Origin of the sequence: Klebsiella sp. V115_8 (assembly GCF_029967715.1) — a bacterium.
In the GTDB taxonomy this organism is placed as follows: domain Bacteria; phylum Pseudomonadota; class Gammaproteobacteria; order Enterobacterales; family Enterobacteriaceae; genus Klebsiella; species Klebsiella quasipneumoniae.
In genome coordinates, this window is sequence record NZ_JASCAR010000002.1 from 279,799 (window position 1) to 297,639 (window position 17,841).

Here is a 17,841-nt window from a genome sequence, read left to right on the forward strand (position 1 = left end):
CTTTACCCTCTTGCCGCTAAGGCGGTCACTCTGTCATAGGCCGCGCCGCTGTGCAGCACATCCAGTACCAGCTGAGCGTTAGCTTTCAGATCTTCATGCCCGTGTAAACGCATCAACATGGCGACGTTGGCGGCGACGGCGGCTTCGTGAGCGGCTTCACCTTTACCTTGTAGCAAGCGCGTCAGAATGTCACGGTTTTCTTCCGGCGTACCGCCCGCCAGCTGCGCCTGATGGTAAGGCGTCAGGCCGAAGTCGTCGGCGGTCAACTGATAGCTTTTGATTTCTCCGGCATGCAGCTCGGCGACCACCGTGGGCGCATGCAGCGAGACTTCATCCATCCCGCCGCTGTGCACCACGGCCGCGCGCTGATAACCGAGTACGCGCAGGGTTTCCGCAATCGGCAACACCAGCTCCGGGCTGTAGACGCCAATCAGCGCCAGCGGCGGATGCGCCGGGTTGATCAGCGGTCCCAGCACATTAAACAGGGTACGGGTCTTCAACTGCTGACGGACCGGCATCGCGTGGCGGAAACCGGTGTGATACTTGGGCGCGAACAGGAAGCAGACGCCCAGCTCATCGAGCGCCGCGCGGGATTTATCGGCGTTCATATCGAGATTAATGCCGAAGGCCGCCAGCAGGTCGGAAGAGCCTGATTTACTGGAGACGCTGCGGTTGCCGTGCTTCGCCACTTTCAATCCACAGGCGGCGGCGACAAACGCGCTGGCGGTGGAGATATTAATGCTGTTGCTGCCGTCGCCACCGGTGCCGACGATGTCGGCAAACAGGTAGTCCGGGCGCGGGAACGGCGCGGCGTTTTCCAGTAGCGCGGTGGCGGCGCCGGCAATTTCCTGCGGCTGCTCGCCGCGCACTTTCATGCTGACCAGCGCGGCGGCCAGCTGTTCAGGCTTCACTTCGCCGCGCACCACGGCGGAGAACAGCTGGTGGCTCTCCTGCTGGCTCAGGGTTTCCGCCTGGTACAGTTTCTCCAGGATCGGCTGGAGGGTGTTGGTATGCTCCAGCTTCTGCAGCGCCCAGGCCAGAGTCTGCTCCAGCAGTCGCGCGCCCTGGGTGGTGAGGATCGATTCCGGATGGAACTGGAAGCCGCACACCCGATCCGCATCGTGACGCACCGCCATCACCATGCCGTTGAAATTGGCGTTAATCGTCAGCCCGGCGGGAATATTGCTGCCGACCAGCGAGTGGTAGCGCGCCACCGGCAGCGGGTTAGCCAGACCGGCAAACATCGCCTGGCCGTCGTGCTCAATGCTGGAGGCTTTGCCATGGAGGATCTCGCCCGCCTGGCCGACATAGCCGCCGTAGGCTTCGACAATGGCCTGGTGGCCGAGGCAGATGCCGATGATCGGCAGCTTGCCCCGCATGCGGGTCAGCAATTCCGGCATGCAGCCGGCTTCGCTTGGCGTACCCGGGCCAGGGGAGAGCATCAGCACCGGGTTGTCCATGGTGCCCAGACGCTCAATCAGCGCCTGCGCCGGAACGGAGTTACGGTAAATGACCACGTTATGGCCGTTGGCGCGCAGCTGGTCTGCCAGGTTATAGGTGAAAGAATCGATATTATCGAGCAGCAGAATGTCAGCCATCAGAAAATCTCCTTCGCGTGATGGGCCTGGGCAATGGCGCGCAGCACCGCGCGGGCTTTATTTCGGGTCTCATCCGCTTCCGACTGGGGAACCGAGTCGAGCACAATGCCGGCTCCGGCCTGGACGGTAGCGATACCCTCCTGCACGTAGGCGGAACGGATGACGATGCAGGTGTCGAGGTCGCCGTGGGCGGTGAAATAGCCCACCGCGCCGCCGTAGCTGCCGCGTCGTTTACCTTCGGCGGCGGCAATCAACTGCATGGCGCGAACCTTCGGCGCGCCGCTGAGAGTGCCCATGTTCATGCAGGCGCGGTAGGCGTGCAGCACATCAAGATCCTGACGCAGTTCACCCACCACCCGGGAGACCAGATGCATGACAAAGGAGTAACGGTCAACCTTGGTTAAATCGGCGACATAGCGGCTGCCCGGGGTGCAGATGCGGGCCAGATCGTTGCGCGCCAGGTCCACCAGCATCAGGTGCTCGGAAAGCTCTTTGTGATCGGTGCGCATTTCCAGTTCGATACGGCTGTCGAGATCGCGATCCAGCGAACCGTCGGCGCGGCGGCCGCGCGGCCGGGTGCCGGCGATGGGGTAGATCTCAATCTGACGGCTGACGGCATCGTACTTCAGCGAGCTCTCCGGCGAGGCGCCGAACAGGGTGAAATCGTTGTCCTGCATAAAGAACATATACGGGCTGGGGTTACTCTTCTTCAGCACATCATAGGCGGCCAGCGGCGACGGGCAGGGCAGCGAGAAGCGGCGGGAAGGGACCACCTGGAAGATTTCCCCGGCGCGGATCGCGCGCTGCATTTTGCGCACCACCGCGCCGTACTCTTCATCGCTCTGGTCAACGTCGCAGCGCATTTCGGCCACGGTGGTGACCGGCAGCGGCAGCGGCGGCTCGTTCAGCTGCTGGCGCAGCTGGCTCAGGCGCTGCTCCAGGCGCTGTTTTTCACTCTCCAGCGGCGTGAACAGGCTCGCCTGGATGCGGGTATGCTTGGTCTGATGGTCGATGACCAGCAGGGTCTCCGCCAGATAGAAACAGTAGTCCGGGCAGGCAGTGTCGCTCTGCAGCGGCGGCAGATCTTCAAAGCCGGCCACCAGGTCATAGGCGAACAGGCCGCCGAAGAACATCGCTTCACGCTCGTTGGCCGGGACGGTCACCAGCTCCTGCAGGAGACGGAAGGCGTCAAACACTGACAGCGAACAGAGGCGGGCGTCTTCATCGAGCAGGGAGCTGACCGCCGGGAAGGTCAGGATGCGGCCGTTGGGCTGGCGCTGATTGGCGATCCCGGAGGGCAGCGCGCCGTCCAGCAGCTCCAGCAGCGCGGCGCCGTTGGCGGAGAGGGCCTGAATGGTGACAGTGTCACCGAGGGCAGTGATGCGCAGCGCGCTGTCGACCAGCAGAAGGCTTTTTAAGTCATCTTTGCTGTCGATGTCAGCCGATTCCAGCAACAGGGTGGCCGGACGGGCGCCGCACAGTTGGTGGAATAACGCCGTCGGGTTCTCCCGGTAGATGGCGTCGCTGGTGAGAAGCTCGAGTGCCGGTTTGGATGTTTGCATTATTGTTCTCGCCTGTTCGTATTATTTTTGTCCAATAAAAAGCCCGCTCATTGGCGGGCCGGGTATCTGTATGCTGAATGCAAAACGCGATCACGCCGCCCGTTATCAGGAGGTGCGCCACCAGCTGTGCAGAGTGATAAAGTGCATTTTCATCGTGATACCCCTTCATGTGAACTTGCGTACTAGTTAACTAGTTCGATGGAATAAAGTCAACCCTTGTTTGCAGATTTTCTCTGCCTGTCGGTATGATAATGCGCTTATTTACGTTGATGTCCAGCAGGAGTCCTTTTGAGCGACAGCCAATACGCAGTGATTTACGATCTGCACAGCCATACCACCGCCTCTGACGGGCGGCTGACTCCGCAGGAACTGGTCCATCGCGCCCATGAGATGCGCGTTGGCACGCTGGCGATCACCGACCATGACAGCGTGGCGGCTATCCCGGCGGCCCGGGAAGAGATTGCCCGCGCCGGATTACCCTTGACCCTGGTGAACGGCGTCGAGATTTCCACCCTCTGGGAGAATCACGAGATTCATATTGTGGGTCTCAATATTGATATTGCACACCCGGCGATGACCGCCCTGCTGGAGGAGCAGAAAGCGCGGCGCCAGCAGCGCGGCCAGATGATTGCCGAGCGTCTGGAGAAGGCGCGCATCCCCGGCGCCTGGGAAGGGGCGCTGCGGCTGGCGGACGGTGGCGCCGTCACCCGCGGCCATTTTGCCCGTTTTCTGGTGGAGGCCGGCCACGCGAAGAACATGGCGGAGGTCTTCAAAAAATACCTTGCCCGCGGGAAAACCGGTTACGTGCCGCCGCAGTGGTGTACAATAAAACAAGCAATTGATGTCATTCATCATTCTGGCGGCAAGGCGGTGATAGCCCATCCCGGACGTTACGATCTTTCCGCCAAGTGGCTGAAGCGGCTGTTGGCCCACTTTAGCGAGCAGGGCGGTGATGCCATGGAAGTGGCCCAGTGCCAGCAGGCGCCCCACGAACGCGCTCAACTGGCCGCCCTGGCCGTGCAGTTTGGTCTTCTGGCGTCGCAGGGATCCGATTTCCATCAGCCCTGCGCGTGGATCGAGCTTGGCCGTAAGCTCTGGCTCCCTGCCGGCGTCGAAGGCGTCTGGCACAGCTGGGAAGCGGCCGCCGAATAAAAATTGAGAGGGAAGTATGAGCCAGTTTTTTTATATCCATCCGGATAACCCGCAGGCGCGGTTGATTAACCAGGCGGTGGAGATTGTGCGTAAGGGCGGGGTGATCGTTTATCCTACTGACTCCGGCTACGCGCTGGGCTGCAAAATTGAAGACAAGGGCGCGATGGAGCGGATCTGCCGCATCCGTCAGCTGCCGGACGGACACAACTTCACCCTGATGTGCCGCGACCTGTCCGAACTGTCAACCTACGCCTTTGTGGACAACGTGGCGTTTCGCCTGATGAAAAACAATACGCCGGGCAACTACACTTTTATCCTCAAAGGAACGAAAGAGGTGCCGCGCCGGCTGCTGCAGGAGAAGCGTAAAACCATTGGTATGCGCGTCCCGTCCAATCCCATCGCTCAGGCGTTGCTTGAGACCTTAGGCGAACCGATGCTCTCCACCTCGCTGATGCTGCCCGGCAGCGACTTTACCGAATCCGACCCGGAAGAGATCAAAGATCGTCTGGAGAAAGTCGTGGACCTCATTATCCACGGCGGCTTCCTTGGACAGCAGCCGACCACGGTTATCGATCTCACTGAAGACGCTCCGGTGGTTCTGCGCGAAGGCGTCGGCGACGTGAGGCCGTTTCTGTAATCTGACGAAAAGTGGGCTGAAGCAACGCTCGAAGGTCAGGAGCCTGTCTGGCTCCTGAAAGTCTCATGGGAGAACCTGGTTATGCTTCATGAGCTGATATCGTTAATCAATGTTGTTATTTGGCCCGCTATTGTTCTGTTTTTTCTATGTCGATTTGGAACTGCAATCAACCGGTTTCTTGAAAACCTCAGCCGCCTTTCCATTAAAGGTCCCGGCTTTGAAGTCGAGACCTTCAATAAAGGGGCTGAGTCTAGTGCCAATCTTGCCGCTGCATTGGCCAGCAAAGGTACCATTGCTAAAGGCGAGGGTAATGTAGAGCAAAGCGTTCTGGATGACGTCAACGTAGTGTCTCAGGCTGTAACGCCGAGAGTATTGCGAAGAGCGGGTGATGCCGTCATCTTGTGGGTTGATGACAGACCCAATGGTAATCGCTTTGAACGTCAGTCCATGGAAGCTCTGGGCATAAGGTTTGTTAATGTAGTATCTACCGACGAGGCTCTCGAAAGACTAAAAAATCAGTCGTTTGATGTGATTATTTCCGATATGAAGAGGCCTGGGGATGATCGTGCGGGATATACTCTCCTGGATGAGCTAAGAAGAAAGGGCAAAGACATTCCATACATTATCTATGCGAGCTCCAATGCTGCTCAGCATAAGGAACAAGCAAAACAGCATGGCGCTTTAGACGCGACCAATAATCCGCCGGAATTATTTCGCCTGGTCATGGGGGCGTTAAAAAAATAATTATCCATCAAATCCAGAGGATGGCTTCTGCATTCCACCCCTTGCTAAATCCACGCTGGAGGCGGGTTATCTGTAAATTTCCTTTCCCGGATTGATAATCAATGACCCACCAGGTCTTTTCAGGTTCAGGCTGCTCGCAAATTTAAGCGTCCGCGCAAAATCTGTTCCATACTCAAGGCGCGGTGTGGCGAACAGAAGCTTTCCCGACGAAGTTAGTGTAGTATGTTCGGCCACGATTACGGGCTCGCGGTGAATGTTTTGCGCATGCCAGCGAGACTTTACGTAAAAAGTATATACGTAACAATGAGTTGTTGATAAAGGCCTCATTGTTTCATAAAGCATACCAGACGCCTGGGAAGGCGACACCTTAAGGAAGCTCAATGAGCGAGAAACTGCAAAAAGTGCTGGCCCGCGCCGGCCACGGCTCCCGCCGTGAAATTGAAGCGAAAATCGAAGCTGGCCGCGTCAGCGTCGATGGCAAAATCGCCACCCTCGGCGACCGTGTGGAAATCGTCCCCGGTTTAAAAATTCGTATCGATGGCCATCTGATCTCGGTGAAAGAGTCCGCCGAGCAGATCTGCCGCGTGCTGGCTTACTACAAGCCGGAAGGCGAACTGTGCACCCGTAACGATCCGGAAGGGCGCCCGACGGTGTTCGATCGTCTGCCTAAACTGCGCGGCGCGCGCTGGATTGCCGTTGGTCGTCTGGACGTCAACACCTGCGGCCTGCTGCTGTTCACCACCGACGGCGAACTGGCAAACCGTCTGATGCACCCGAGCCGTGAAGTCGAGCGTGAGTACGCCGTTCGCGTTTTCGGCCAGGTGGATGAAGATAAGCTGCGTCAGCTGTCTCGCGGCGTGCAGCTAGAGGATGGTCCGGCGGCGTTTAAAACCATTAAATTCACCGGCGGTGAAGGGATTAACCAGTGGTACAACGTCACCCTGACCGAAGGGCGTAACCGCGAAGTGCGTCGCCTGTGGGAAGCGGTCGGCGTGCAGGTCAGCCGCCTGATCCGCGTGCGCTACGGCGATATTTTGCTGCCGAAAGGCCTGCCGCGCGGCGGCTATACCGAGCTGGACCTGGCGCAGACCAACTACCTGCGCGAGCTGGTGGAACTCACTCCGGAAACCAGCTCTAAGGTCGCCGTTGAAAAAGATCGTCGCCGGTTGAAAGCCAATCAGATCCGCCGGGCGGTGAAGCGCCACAGCCAGAGCAGCGCTAACCCGCGCCAGGGTAATAACAGCAACCGCCGTTCCAGTACCCGCAATAAGACCAACGGTTAATGTTGCGCGTTCCGGTGGTTTTGCGCCGGAACGCGGACTTCCTTTCGCCGTATCCGGCCCTCAGTAGTCAATCCCCATCTGTGCTTTAATGCCGGCATCAAAGGCATGTTTCACCGGGCGCAGCTCGCTGACGGTATCCGCCAGTTCAATAATATCGCGATGACAGCCGCGGCCGGTGATGATCACCGACTGGTGGGCAGGACGCTCACGTAGGGCGCTCAGCACCGCCTCCAGCGGCAGGTAATCGTAGGCCACCATGTAGGTCAGTTCGTCCAGCAGCACCAGATCGAGCTGGTCGTCGGCAAGCATACGGCGGGCATGCTCCCAGACCGCCAGACAGGCGGCGGTATCGCTGTCGCGGTCCTGGGTGTTCCAGGTAAAGCCTGTCGCCATTACCTGGAATTCGACGCCGTGTGGCTCCAGCAGATTACGCTCGCCGTTAGGCCAGGTCCCCTTGATAAACTGGATCACGCCGACTTTTTTGCCGTGGCCGACGGCGCGGGTCGCGGTGCCAAAGGCGGCGGTGGTTTTGCCTTTGCCGTTGCCGGTAAAGACCATCACAATGCCGCGTTCGTCCTGGGCCGCCGCCACCCGGGCGTCAACTTTATCTTTCAGCCGCTGCTGGCGTTCGCGGTAGCGTTCATCACTCATTGGGCAATTCCTGGTTTACGCCCCGGTTGGGCGTCGAAGGTCATTCCCGTCTTGCGACGACTGTCGTCGCCCATCAGCCACAGATAGACGGGCATAATGTCAGCGGGGGTTTTCAGTTTCAGCGGATCTTCCGTCGGGAACGCGCTGGCGCGCATGCCGGTGCGGGTGCCGCCAGGGTTGATGCAGTTCACGCGCAGGTGGCGGCTTTGGTACTCGTCGGCCAGCACCTGCATCATCCCTTCGGTGGCGAATTTGGAGACGGCATAGGCGCCCCAGTTGGCGCGACCCTGACGACCGACGCTGGATGAGGTAAAGACCAGCGAACCTGATTCGGAACGGAGTAATAAAGGAAGAAGCGCCTGGGTCAGCATAAAGGTGCCATTGACGTTCACCTGCATCACCTGCTGCCAGACCTCCGGTTTCTGCTCATCCATCGGGCAGATATCGCCGAGCAGGCCAGCATTGTGCAGCACGCCGTCAAGGCGGGGATAGTGCATGCTGATCTGCTGCGCCAGCTGCTGACACGCCTGCGGCGTGCAGGTTAGCAGGTCGAGAGTAAACCAGCGGGGGGAAATACCGCCCTCGCGTTCAATCTCCTGGGCGACGGCGCGCAGTTTTTCGTCGTTGCGGCCAAGCAGAATCACGCTGGCGCTGTAGCGGGCGTAGGTCAGGGCCGCTTCACGGCCAATTCCGTCGCTGGCCCCGGTGACCAGAATGATGCGATCTTTCAGCAAGTGGCGTTGCGGTTGATAATGCACGGCGACTCCTTTGGCGATCGGCTCTCGATCGCGCTTCATCTTTGGTATCTCACTTTTGCGCTGTTATGCCTGAAAGCGCCCGCCATTGCAATCGGCGAAGCGGAAAGTATTCACAAAATTAATATCTTGCAACGATTTCAGCCTCGCTGAAAAAAAACGGAATCCGCTGCGCAGAGGACACAAAGCACAAAGACTTCTCGCCAGGGGCTGATGTACACTGTGCAGCAACGTCAGTGCTTTACACAAGGTGAAAACGTGGAATTACTTGCTCAGTATGGCTTATTTTTAGCCAAGATCGCGACCGTTGTCGTCGCTATCGCGGTGATTGCCGCTATTATCGTCAACCTGGCCCAGCGCAAGAAGCAGCGCGGCGAGCTGCGGGTGACGAATCTTAGCGAGCATTATAAAGAGATGAAGGAGTCGCTGGCGGTGGCCCTGCTGGATGGCCCGCAGCAGAAGCAGTGGCATAAGTCGCAGAAGAAAAAGCAAAAGCAAGAGGCGAAGGCGGCGAAAGCGCGGGCGAAGCTGGGTAACGTGGAGCCGGAAGGCAAGCCGCGCGCCTGGGTGCTGGATTTCAAAGGTAGTATGGATGCCCATGAGGTCACCAGCCTGCGCGAAGAGATCACCGCGGTGCTGGCCGCGGCGAAAGCGCGCGATCAGGTGGTGATTCGTCTGGAAAGCCCCGGCGGGGTGGTGCACGGCTACGGGCTGGCTGCCTCTCAGCTGCAGCGCTTGCGTGACAAACAGATCCCGCTGACGGTGGCGGTCGATAAAGTGGCGGCCAGCGGCGGCTATATGATGGCCTGCGTGGCGAACAAAATTGTCTCGGCGCCGTTTGCGATCCTCGGCTCTATTGGCGTGGTGGCGCAGATCCCAAACCTCCACCGTTTCCTGAAGAACAAAGATATTGATATCGAACTGCACACCGCCGGACAGTACAAACGAACGCTCACTATGCTGGGTGAAAACACTGAAGAAGGACGGCGCAAGTTCCGCGAGGATCTCAATGAGACGCACCATTTGTTCAAGGATTTCGTCCATCGGATGCGCCCGGGCCTTGATATTGAGCAGGTGGCCACTGGCGAACACTGGTACGGGGTACAGGCGCTGGAAAAAGGGCTGGTAGATGCGGTTGAAACCAGCGATGAGCTGCTGCTGGGATTAATGGAAAGCCACGAGGTTATCGGGGTGCGTTATCAACAGCGTAAGAAAATGCTCGATCGCTTCACCGGTAGCGCGGCGGAGAGTGCCGATCGACTGCTGCTGCGCTGGTGGCAGCGCGGACAGAAGCCGCTGATGTAGATGATAAAACGCGAGGCTCTGCCTCGCGTTCTCGTTTAGAGCGGTCTTAATCTACGCCGGTCTTAATCGACAAGGTGATATTTGTCCGACAGCTCATGGGCGAGGTACTTAAACATATTAAATACCGCTGTACTCTTTGGCGTCGGCAGACCCTGCTCATCAAGATAAAACTCACCGCTAAACACCAGGACATTGTTGCGCTGAACGACGTCGGTGGCTTCGATACCGGCTAACGTATCCTCATGTTCGCGAATAAGTTTGTTGGCTTTTTCGAGCAGCGTCTGGCGATCGATTGGTTGGGTTGTACCTTGCATAACGGACTCCTCTTTTTCTCCGGGCGTAGTTTACGCCGCGCGGCGGCGCGGGGCAAATTTTCCATGGACAAAACAGGGGTAATCGTAACCAGTGGAGAAACAGCCGTTTACTGGCGTGATTCGCTTTTGCATGCTAATAAAGTTGCGTAACGAATTTTATCAGGTACAGTGTGACGCTTTCGGCGATCTGGCAACAGATTTGCTTGACATTCGGCCAAAAATTCTTCGTGCTATGTCACCTGACGAAAAAAGGTCAGCAAACTCAAGCGCCTGGTTTTACGGAGTTGAAACAGGTGTTCTGGGTTGATATTCACCGACGGTGCCGCAACATATGAGGCAGTCGCCAGTGGAGGGTGTATGAATGTGCGATGTATTCCTGGATGAATCAAATTAGGTAAAGGTGAATATGGGTAAAGCTCTCGTTATCGTTGAGTCCCCGGCAAAAGCCAAAACGATCAATAAGTATCTGGGTAATGACTACGTGGTGAAATCCAGCGTCGGTCATATCCGCGATTTGCCGACCAGTGGATCAGCTTCCAAAAAGAGCACCGACTCTACCGCCACCAAAGGGGCTAAAAAGCCTAAAAAGGACGAACGTGGTGCTCTGGTTAACCGCATGGGCGTGGACCCATGGCATGACTGGAATGCGCATTATGAAGTACTTCCGGGTAAAGAAAAGGTAGTTTCAGAACTCAAACAGTTGGCGGAAAAAGCTGACCACATCTATCTCGCAACCGACCTTGACCGCGAAGGGGAAGCCATTGCCTGGCACCTGCGGGAAGTCATCGGCGGCGATGAGCAGCGTTACAGCCGCGTGGTGTTCAATGAGATCACCAAAAACGCCATTCGTCAGGCTTTCGAAAAGCCGGGCGAGCTGAATATCGATCGGGTTAACGCCCAGCAGGCGCGTCGCTTTATGGACCGCGTGGTGGGTTATATGGTTTCGCCGCTGCTGTGGAAAAAAATCGCCCGTGGTCTTTCTGCCGGGCGCGTGCAGTCCGTCGCGGTCCGCCTGGTGGTGGAGCGTGAGCGTGAAATCAAAGCGTTCGTCCCGGAAGAGTACTGGGAAGTTGATGCCAGTACCACCACGCCGGGCGGCGACGCGCTGCCGCTGCAGGTGACCCATAAGGATGATAAGCCATTCCGTCCGGTCAGCCGTGATGAGACGATGGCGGCGGTATCGCTGCTGGAAAAAGCCAGCTACAGCGTACTGGAGCGGGAAGACAAGCCGACCAGCAGTAAGCCGGGCGCGCCGTTCATCACCTCCACCCTGCAGCAGGCGGCCAGCACCCGTCTCGGCTTCGGCGTGAAAAAGACCATGATGATGGCTCAACGTCTCTATGAGGCGGGGCACATCACCTATATGCGTACCGACTCCACCAACCTGAGTCAGGACGCGCTGAACATGGTTCGCGGTTATATCAGCGATAAGTTTGGTAAAAAATATTTGCCGGAAAGCGCGAATCAGTACGCCAGCAAAGAAAATTCACAAGAAGCGCACGAAGCGATTCGTCCGTCTGATGTGAACGTGCTGGCGGAAACGCTGAAAGATATGGAAGCGGATGCGCAGAAACTGTATCAGCTGATCTGGCGCCAGTTTGTCGCCTGTCAGATGACGCCGGCGCAGTACGACTCCACGACGCTGACCGTGGCGGCGGGCGATTTCAAACTGAAAGCGCGCGGTCGTACCTTACGCTTCGACGGCTGGACCAAAGTGATGCCGGCCCTGCGCAAGGGCGATGAAGACCGGACCCTGCCGCTGGTCAAACAGGGCGACCAGCTGAGCCTGGTCGAGCTGACGCCTGCGCAGCACTTTACCAAGCCGCCGGCGCGCTTCAGCGAAGCCTCGCTGGTTAAAGAGCTGGAAAAACGCGGCATCGGCCGTCCGTCGACCTATGCCTCGATTATCTCCACCATTCAGGATCGTGGTTACGTGCGAGTGGAAAACCGTCGTTTCTACGCGGAGAAAATGGGCGAGATCGTCACCGACCGACTGGAAGAGAACTTCCGCGATCTGATGAACTACGACTTCACCGCGCAGATGGAAGATCGTCTCGATCAGGTGGCTAACCACCAGGCCGAGTGGAAAGAGGTGCTGAACCACTTCTTCGGCGATTTTACCACCCAGCTGGAGACGGCGGAGAAAGATCCGGAAGAGGGCGGCATGCAGCCGAACCCGATGGTGCTTACCAGCATCGACTGCCCGACCTGCGGCCGTAAAATGGGTATCCGTACCGCCAGCACCGGCGTTTTCCTCGGCTGTTCGGGCTATGCCCTGTCGCCGAAAGAGCGCTGCAAAACCACCATTAACCTGGTGCCGGAAAACGAAGTCCTCAACGTGCTGGAAGGCGATGACGCCGAAACTAACGCGCTGCGCGCCAAACGCCGCTGCCAGAAGTGCGGTACGGCGATGGACAGCTACCTTATCGATCCCAAGCGTAAACTGCACGTCTGCGGTAACAACCCGACCTGCGATGGCTATGAGATTGAAGAGGGCGAGTTCCGCATCAAGGGCTATGACGGTCCGGTAGTGGAGTGCGAGAAGTGCGGCTCCGAGATGCACCTGAAGATGGGGCGTTTTGGGAAGTACATGGCTTGTACCAACGACGAGTGTAAGAATACGCGTAAGATCCTGCGCAATGGGGAAGTGGCGCCGCCGAAGGAAGATCCGGTGCCGCTGCCGGAGCTGCCGTGTGAGAAGTCTGACGCCTATTTCGTGCTGCGTGACGGGGCCGCGGGCGTCTTCCTGGCGGCCAACACCTTCCCGAAATCACGGGAAACGCGCGCGCCGCTGGTGGAAGAGCTGTACCGCTTCCGCGATCGTCTGCCGGAAAAACTGCGTTATCTCGCCGATGCGCCGCAGCAGGATCCGGAAGGCAATAAGACGCTGGTGCGCTTTAGCCGTAAAACGAAGCAACAGTACGTAGCGTCCGAAAAAGAGGGCAAAGCGACCGGCTGGTCTGCCTTCTTTATCGACGGTAAATGGACGGAAGCTAAAAAGTAACTGACCATTATCAGGCAGGAAAAGGGCGCTTTTCCTGCTCTGGCGGCCGGCAGGGGCCATGGATGCCTCTGCCGTGTCGTTTTCCTTTCTCTCCGCGCTTTTCACCCTCTTATAACCACCTATATTATTTTTCGTTACCGTCTATACAGTGTTGATATAAATGATATAGTGGTTATAGTTAATGCCTTTTTTATTATTAAAACGTCTTATACATCATCGCTTTCAGGATGCGTTGCGGCGCCACTAGGGTCAACTGCCGGGAGGCCTGGCCTTCACCGGCGACAAGTTGCCTGAACGTAAAGTGTATTAAGCGGCTTCATTTTACGCGCAAACGGATATCAGCATGAAACTACAACAGCTTCGCTACATCGTTGAGGTGGTTAACCATAACCTGAATGTTTCATCCACCGCCGAAGGGCTTTATACCTCTCAGCCAGGCATCAGTAAGCAGGTGCGTATGCTGGAAGACGAGCTGGGCATCCAAATCTTTGCCCGCAGCGGCAAGCATTTGACTCAGGTGACGCCTGCCGGGCAGGAGATCATCCGTATTGCCCGCGAGGTGTTGTCGAAAGTCGATGCCATCAAATCTGTCGCCGGGGAGCATACCTGGCCGGACAAAGGGTCGCTATACGTGGCGACCACCCATACCCAGGCGCGCTATGCGTTGCCCGGGGTGATCAAGGGCTTTATTGAACGCTATCCGCGGGTGTCGCTCCATATGCATCAGGGTTCGCCAACCCAGATCGCCGAAGCCGTGTCGAAAGGCAACGCCGACTTCGCCATTGCTACCGAAGCGCTGCATCTGTATGACGACCTGGTGATGCTGCCATGCTATCACTGGAACCGGTCGATAGTGGTGACGCCGGAGCATCCTCTGGCCTCCAGGGGCTCGGTATCAATAGAAGAGCTGGCGCAGTACCCGCTGGTGACCTATACCTTTGGCTTCACCGGCCGCTCCGAACTGGACACCGCGTTTAACCGTGCGGGCCTGACGCCGCGCATTGTCTTTACCGCTACCGATGCCGACGTCATTAAAACCTATGTTCGCCTGGGGCTGGGGGTTGGGGTGATTGCCAGCATGGCGGTAGATCCGGTCTCCGATCCGGACCTGGTGAAGCTGGATGCCAACGGTATTTTCAGCCACAGCACCACTAAAATAGGTTTCCGCCGTAGCACCTTCTTACGAAGCTACATGTATGATTTTATTCAACGTTTTGCACCCCATCTGACCCGGGATGTCGTGGATACCGCAGTGGCGCTACGGTCGAATGAAGATATTGAAGCGATGTTTAAAGATATAAAACTTCCGGAAAAATAACCCCGTTAAAATTAATGGCATTCCGTGTAAGGAGTGCCATTAACTATCATGGCCCTTATTTAACAACTTAAACCTCGAACCAATCACAAAATTAAGAATTTCTGATAACACGTTTTTCATAATGCCCGCCGCGATCAAATAACCGGTCAAATATATTCCATCAGGCCTAAATTCACTGGATTAATCGTTTATCCATAATTAAGATTTATCTGTACCTGATGATTTGAGCAATTGGTGGTGACAATATGATAAGTAATATCGATTACATGAAACTGGCGATGTCATACGAAAATGACAAAACCGAAATCGATCCCGTTCTGCGTAGTCGCGTATGGGGCGTAGTGTTGGTAGGGCTGGCGATGTTCTGGAGCATCATCGCGCTCACCATCTGCAACATCTGGATTGTCAGCTAAAGCTGTAGGTCATCGTTGTAGATACATGTCATTTTTATGACAGTGAAAGGAAACTGTAATATAAAATCAGTGACCGGCAATACAGGGAGAATATATTTTGCCGCGGGATTCATCCAACCTGAAATCAATCACAAGAGCTAATCGGCCAGCAGGTAATGATTAGCTCTTTTTTTGTCCTCGTGTACTAATACAATATCGCTTAAAAGACCTCTCTGCACTATTTTGGTGCTATTTCCTCTGCGCGTAGATAATTCCCTTTTAACCCCTCTCCGTCACATCAGATTTAGCAATTTGGGTTGTTATCAAAGTGTTATGCCCAGCATGTGTTATCTTTAATGGAGACCCTGAGGAGAATCGGGGTATGCCATCCCTGAGATAAAGGAGGAGCTATGTCGTCAACCCTACGAGAAGCCAGTAAGGATACGCTGCAGGTTAACGCGAAAACCTGGCATTACTACAGTCTGCCGCTGGCGGAGAAGCAGCTGGGCGATCTCAGTCGACTGCCCAAGTCGCTGAAGGTGCTGATGGAGAACCTGTTGCGCTGGCAGGACGGTGACTCGGTGACTGAAGAAGATATTCGCGCCCTTGCCGGTTGGCTGCAGCAGGCCCATGCCGACAGGGAGATTGCTTATCGTCCGGCCCGCGTCCTGATGCAGGACTTTACCGGCGTACCGGCGGTGGTGGATCTGGCCGCCATGCGCGAGGCGGTGAAACGCCTGGGCGGCGATACCGCGAAGGTGAACCCGCTGTCGCCGGTCGACCTGGTGATCGACCACTCGGTGACGGTCGACCGCTTCGGCGATGACGAAGCCTTTGAAGACAACGTCCGCCTGGAAATGGAACGTAACCACGAACGCTACGCTTTTCTGCGCTGGGGGCAGCAGGCCTTCAGCCGCTTCAGCGTGGTGCCGCCGGGCACCGGGATTTGCCACCAGGTCAACCTGGAATATCTCGGACGGGCGGTGTGGAGCGAAGAGGTGAACGGGAAGTGGATGGCGTGGCCGGATACCCTGGTGGGCACCGACTCCCATACCACCATGATTAACGGGCTCGGCGTGCTGGGCTGGGGCGTGGGCGGGATTGAAGCGGAAGCCGCCATGCTTGGCCAGCCGGTGTCGATGCTGATCCCCGATGTGGTAGGCTTTAAGCTCAGCGGCAAATTGCGCGAAGGCATTACCGCTACTGACCTGGTCCTGACGGTCACCCAGATGCTGCGCCAGCACGGCGTGGTCGGAAAATTTGTTGAGTTCTACGGTGACGGTCTGGATACCTTGCCCCTGGCCGACCGCGCCACCATCGCCAATATGGCGCCAGAGTATGGCGCCACATGCGGTTTCTTCCCGATCGATGACGTGACGCTCAGCTATATGCGCCTCAGCGGACGTAGCGAAGAACAGGTGGCGCTGGTGGAAGCCTATGCCAAAGCGCAGGGCATGTGGCGCCAGCCGGGCGATGAGCCGGTCTTTACCAGTACCCTGGCGCTGGATATGGGCAGCGTTGAAGCAAGCCTCGCCGGGCCGAAGCGGCCGCAGGATCGCGTGGCGCTCGGCGATGTGCCGAAAGCCTTTGCCGCCAGCGGCGAGCTGGAGGTTAACCACCTTCAGCGTCAGCGCCAGCCGGTGGCGTATACGCTGAACGGGCATCACTATTCGCTGCCGGATGGCGCTGTGGCCATTGCGGCGATCACGTCCTGTACCAACACCTCCAACCCCAGCGTGCTGATGGCCGCCGGCCTGCTGGCGAAAAAAGCCGTCGAACGCGGACTGCAGCCGCAGCCGTGGGTGAAAGCTTCTCTGGCCCCGGGCTCGAAAGTGGTGTCGGATTATCTGGCCCATGCCGGCCTGACGCCTTACCTCGACCAGCTCGGCTTCAATCTGGTGGGGTATGGCTGTACCACCTGTATCGGTAACTCCGGCCCGCTGCCGGAACCTATTGAAGAAGCAATCAAAAAGGGCGACCTCACCGTCGGGGCGGTGCTCTCCGGTAACCGTAACTTCGAAGGGCGTATCCACCCGCTGGTGAAAACCAACTGGCTGGCCTCGCCGCCGCTGGTGGTCGCTTACGCGCTGGCCGGGAACATGAACATCGATCTTACCCGCGAGCCGCTGGGGCAGGGCAGCGACGGCGAGCCGGTCTATCTGAGAGATATCTGGCCGAGCGGGGAGGAGATTGCCCGCGCGGTGGAACAGGTCTCCACGGAGATGTTCCGCAAAGAGTACGCGGAAGTGTTTTCCGGGACAGAGGAGTGGAAGGCGATCAAGGTGGAGGCGTCAGATACCTACGACTGGCAGGAAGATTCGACCTATATTCGCCTGTCGCCGTTCTTTGACGAGATGGGCATTGAGCCGCTGCCGGTGGAGGATATTCACGGCGCGCGGATCCTCGCCATGCTGGGCGATTCAGTGACCACCGACCACATTTCGCCGGCGGGAAGCATCAAAGCCGATAGTCCGGCAGGCCGCTATCTGCAGGCGCATGGGGTTGCCCTGCGCGACTTTAACTCCTACGGCTCCCGTCGCGGTAACCATGAGGTGATGATGCGCGGCACCTTCGCCAATATCCGCATCCGCAACGAAATGGTGCCGGGGGTGGAAGGGGGCATGACCCGCCATCTGCCGGACCGCGAACCGGTGGCGATCTACGATGCAGCGATGCTATATAAAGCTGAGGGCATACCGCTGGCGGTGATTGCTGGTAAGGAGTATGGCTCAGGTTCCAGTCGCGACTGGGCGGCGAAGGGGCCGCGCCTGCTGGGGATCCGGGTGGTGATCGCTGAGTCATTCGAACGTATCCACCGCTCCAACCTGATCGGGATGGGGATTCTGCCGCTGGAGTTCCCGCAGGGCGTCACCCGTAAAACGCTACAGTTGACCGGCGAAGAGCGGATTGATGTCAGTAACCTGCAGTCGCTGCAGCCCGGCGCCACGGTGCCAGTGACCCTCACCCGCGCTGACGGCTCGCAGGAGGTGATCGCCTGCCGGTGTCGTATCGACACGGCGACCGAACTCACCTACTACCGCAACGACGGCATTTTGCACTACGTTATCCGCAATATGCTGTAAAACGAAGGGCCAGCATCGCTGGCCCTCTCTTTACGCTGCCGCC

14 protein-coding genes and 1 other annotated feature are annotated in these 17,841 nt (G+C 57.5%); of the genes, 9 read left to right on the forward strand and 5 right to left on the reverse strand.

Going from position 1 to position 17,841, the window contains the following annotated elements:
- Window positions 1-2: 2 nt before the first annotated feature.
- Both trpD and QLG03_RS03705 read right to left on the reverse strand, forming a co-directional pair.
- On the reverse strand, window positions 3-1,598 hold the full coding sequence (trpD, locus tag QLG03_RS03700) for a bifunctional anthranilate synthase glutamate amidotransferase component TrpG/anthranilate phosphoribosyltransferase TrpD (protein WP_255987320.1): 1,596 nt from the start codon (window positions 1,596-1,598) through the stop codon (window positions 3-5).
- Entirely contained in the window at window positions 1,598-3,160 is a 1,563-nt protein-coding gene (locus QLG03_RS03705) for an anthranilate synthase component 1 (protein ID WP_023289326.1), read from the reverse strand. Before QLG03_RS03705 ends, trpD begins: the two co-directional genes overlap by 1 nt.
- Before the next feature lie 33 nt (window positions 3,161-3,193).
- Window positions 3,194-3,289 (reverse strand) — a sequence feature (Trp leader region).
- A gap of 159 nt (window positions 3,290-3,448) precedes the next feature.
- Here QLG03_RS03705 and rnm point away from each other — a divergent pair.
- The 4 genes from rnm (at window position 3,449) to rluB (ending at window position 6,976) form a co-directional block, all read left to right on the forward strand.
- Entirely contained in the window at window positions 3,449-4,312 is an 864-nt protein-coding gene (gene rnm / locus QLG03_RS03710) for an RNase AM (RefSeq protein ID WP_023289327.1), read from the forward strand.
- 16 nt (window positions 4,313-4,328) lie between these two features.
- On the forward strand, window positions 4,329-4,949 hold the full coding sequence (locus tag QLG03_RS03715) for an L-threonylcarbamoyladenylate synthase (protein ID WP_023289328.1): 621 nt from the start codon (window positions 4,329-4,331) through the stop codon (window positions 4,947-4,949).
- Between the two features lie 81 nt (window positions 4,950-5,030).
- A complete protein-coding gene (locus tag QLG03_RS03720; protein WP_101976736.1) occupies window positions 5,031-5,693 on the forward strand; it encodes a response regulator in 663 nt (220 codons plus the stop codon).
- Window positions 5,694-6,073: 380 nt separating this feature from the next.
- The gene (gene rluB, locus QLG03_RS03725) at window positions 6,074-6,976 is read left to right on the forward strand and encodes a 23S rRNA pseudouridine(2605) synthase RluB (RefSeq protein ID WP_023289330.1); all 903 of its coding nucleotides are present in this window, start codon (window positions 6,074-6,076) and stop codon (window positions 6,974-6,976) included.
- A 60-nt stretch (window positions 6,977-7,036) separates the two neighbouring features.
- Here rluB and cobO read toward each other — a convergent pair whose 3' ends face one another.
- On the reverse strand, window positions 7,037-7,627 hold the full coding sequence (gene cobO / locus QLG03_RS03730) for a cob(I)yrinic acid a,c-diamide adenosyltransferase (protein WP_023289331.1): 591 nt from the start codon (window positions 7,625-7,627) through the stop codon (window positions 7,037-7,039).
- The gene (locus QLG03_RS03735) at window positions 7,624-8,385 is read right to left on the reverse strand and encodes a YciK family oxidoreductase (RefSeq protein WP_032452539.1); all 762 of its coding nucleotides are present in this window, start codon (window positions 8,383-8,385) and stop codon (window positions 7,624-7,626) included. The genes cobO and QLG03_RS03735 overlap by 4 nt, the downstream gene beginning before the upstream one ends.
- A gap of 255 nt (window positions 8,386-8,640) precedes the next feature.
- On the opposite strand from QLG03_RS03735, the gene sohB reads away from it, so the two are divergent.
- Window positions 8,641-9,687, forward strand: a complete 1,047-nt coding sequence (sohB, locus tag QLG03_RS03740) for a protease SohB (protein ID WP_032429135.1) — start codon at window positions 8,641-8,643, stop codon at window positions 9,685-9,687.
- Window positions 9,688-9,749: 62 nt separating this feature from the next.
- Here the strand turns inward: sohB and QLG03_RS03745 are convergent, their stop codons facing one another.
- Window positions 9,750-10,001, reverse strand: coding sequence for a YciN family protein (locus QLG03_RS03745; protein WP_002901761.1), 252 nt, complete (start codon window positions 9,999-10,001; stop codon window positions 9,750-9,752).
- Between the two features lie 406 nt (window positions 10,002-10,407).
- Between QLG03_RS03745 and topA the strand changes: the two genes are divergently transcribed.
- The 4 genes from topA to acnA all read left to right on the forward strand — a co-directional run bounded on the left by topA (window position 10,408) and on the right by acnA (window position 17,798).
- Window positions 10,408-13,005: a type I DNA topoisomerase gene (gene topA / locus QLG03_RS03750; RefSeq protein WP_023289334.1), complete on the forward strand. Its 2,598-nt coding sequence runs from the start codon at window positions 10,408-10,410 to the stop codon at window positions 13,003-13,005.
- A 343-nt stretch (window positions 13,006-13,348) separates the two neighbouring features.
- Window positions 13,349-14,323: an HTH-type transcriptional regulator CysB gene (cysB, locus tag QLG03_RS03755; protein ID WP_004203875.1), complete on the forward strand. Its 975-nt coding sequence runs from the start codon at window positions 13,349-13,351 to the stop codon at window positions 14,321-14,323.
- Between the two features lie 245 nt (window positions 14,324-14,568).
- Window positions 14,569-14,736, forward strand: a complete 168-nt coding sequence (locus QLG03_RS03760) for a YmiA family putative membrane protein (protein WP_002901776.1) — start codon at window positions 14,569-14,571, stop codon at window positions 14,734-14,736.
- Window positions 14,737-15,125: 389 nt separating this feature from the next.
- A complete protein-coding gene (gene acnA / locus QLG03_RS03765) occupies window positions 15,126-17,798 on the forward strand; it encodes an aconitate hydratase AcnA (RefSeq protein ID WP_255987327.1) in 2,673 nt (890 codons plus the stop codon).
- Window positions 17,799-17,841: the final 43 nt, after the last annotated feature.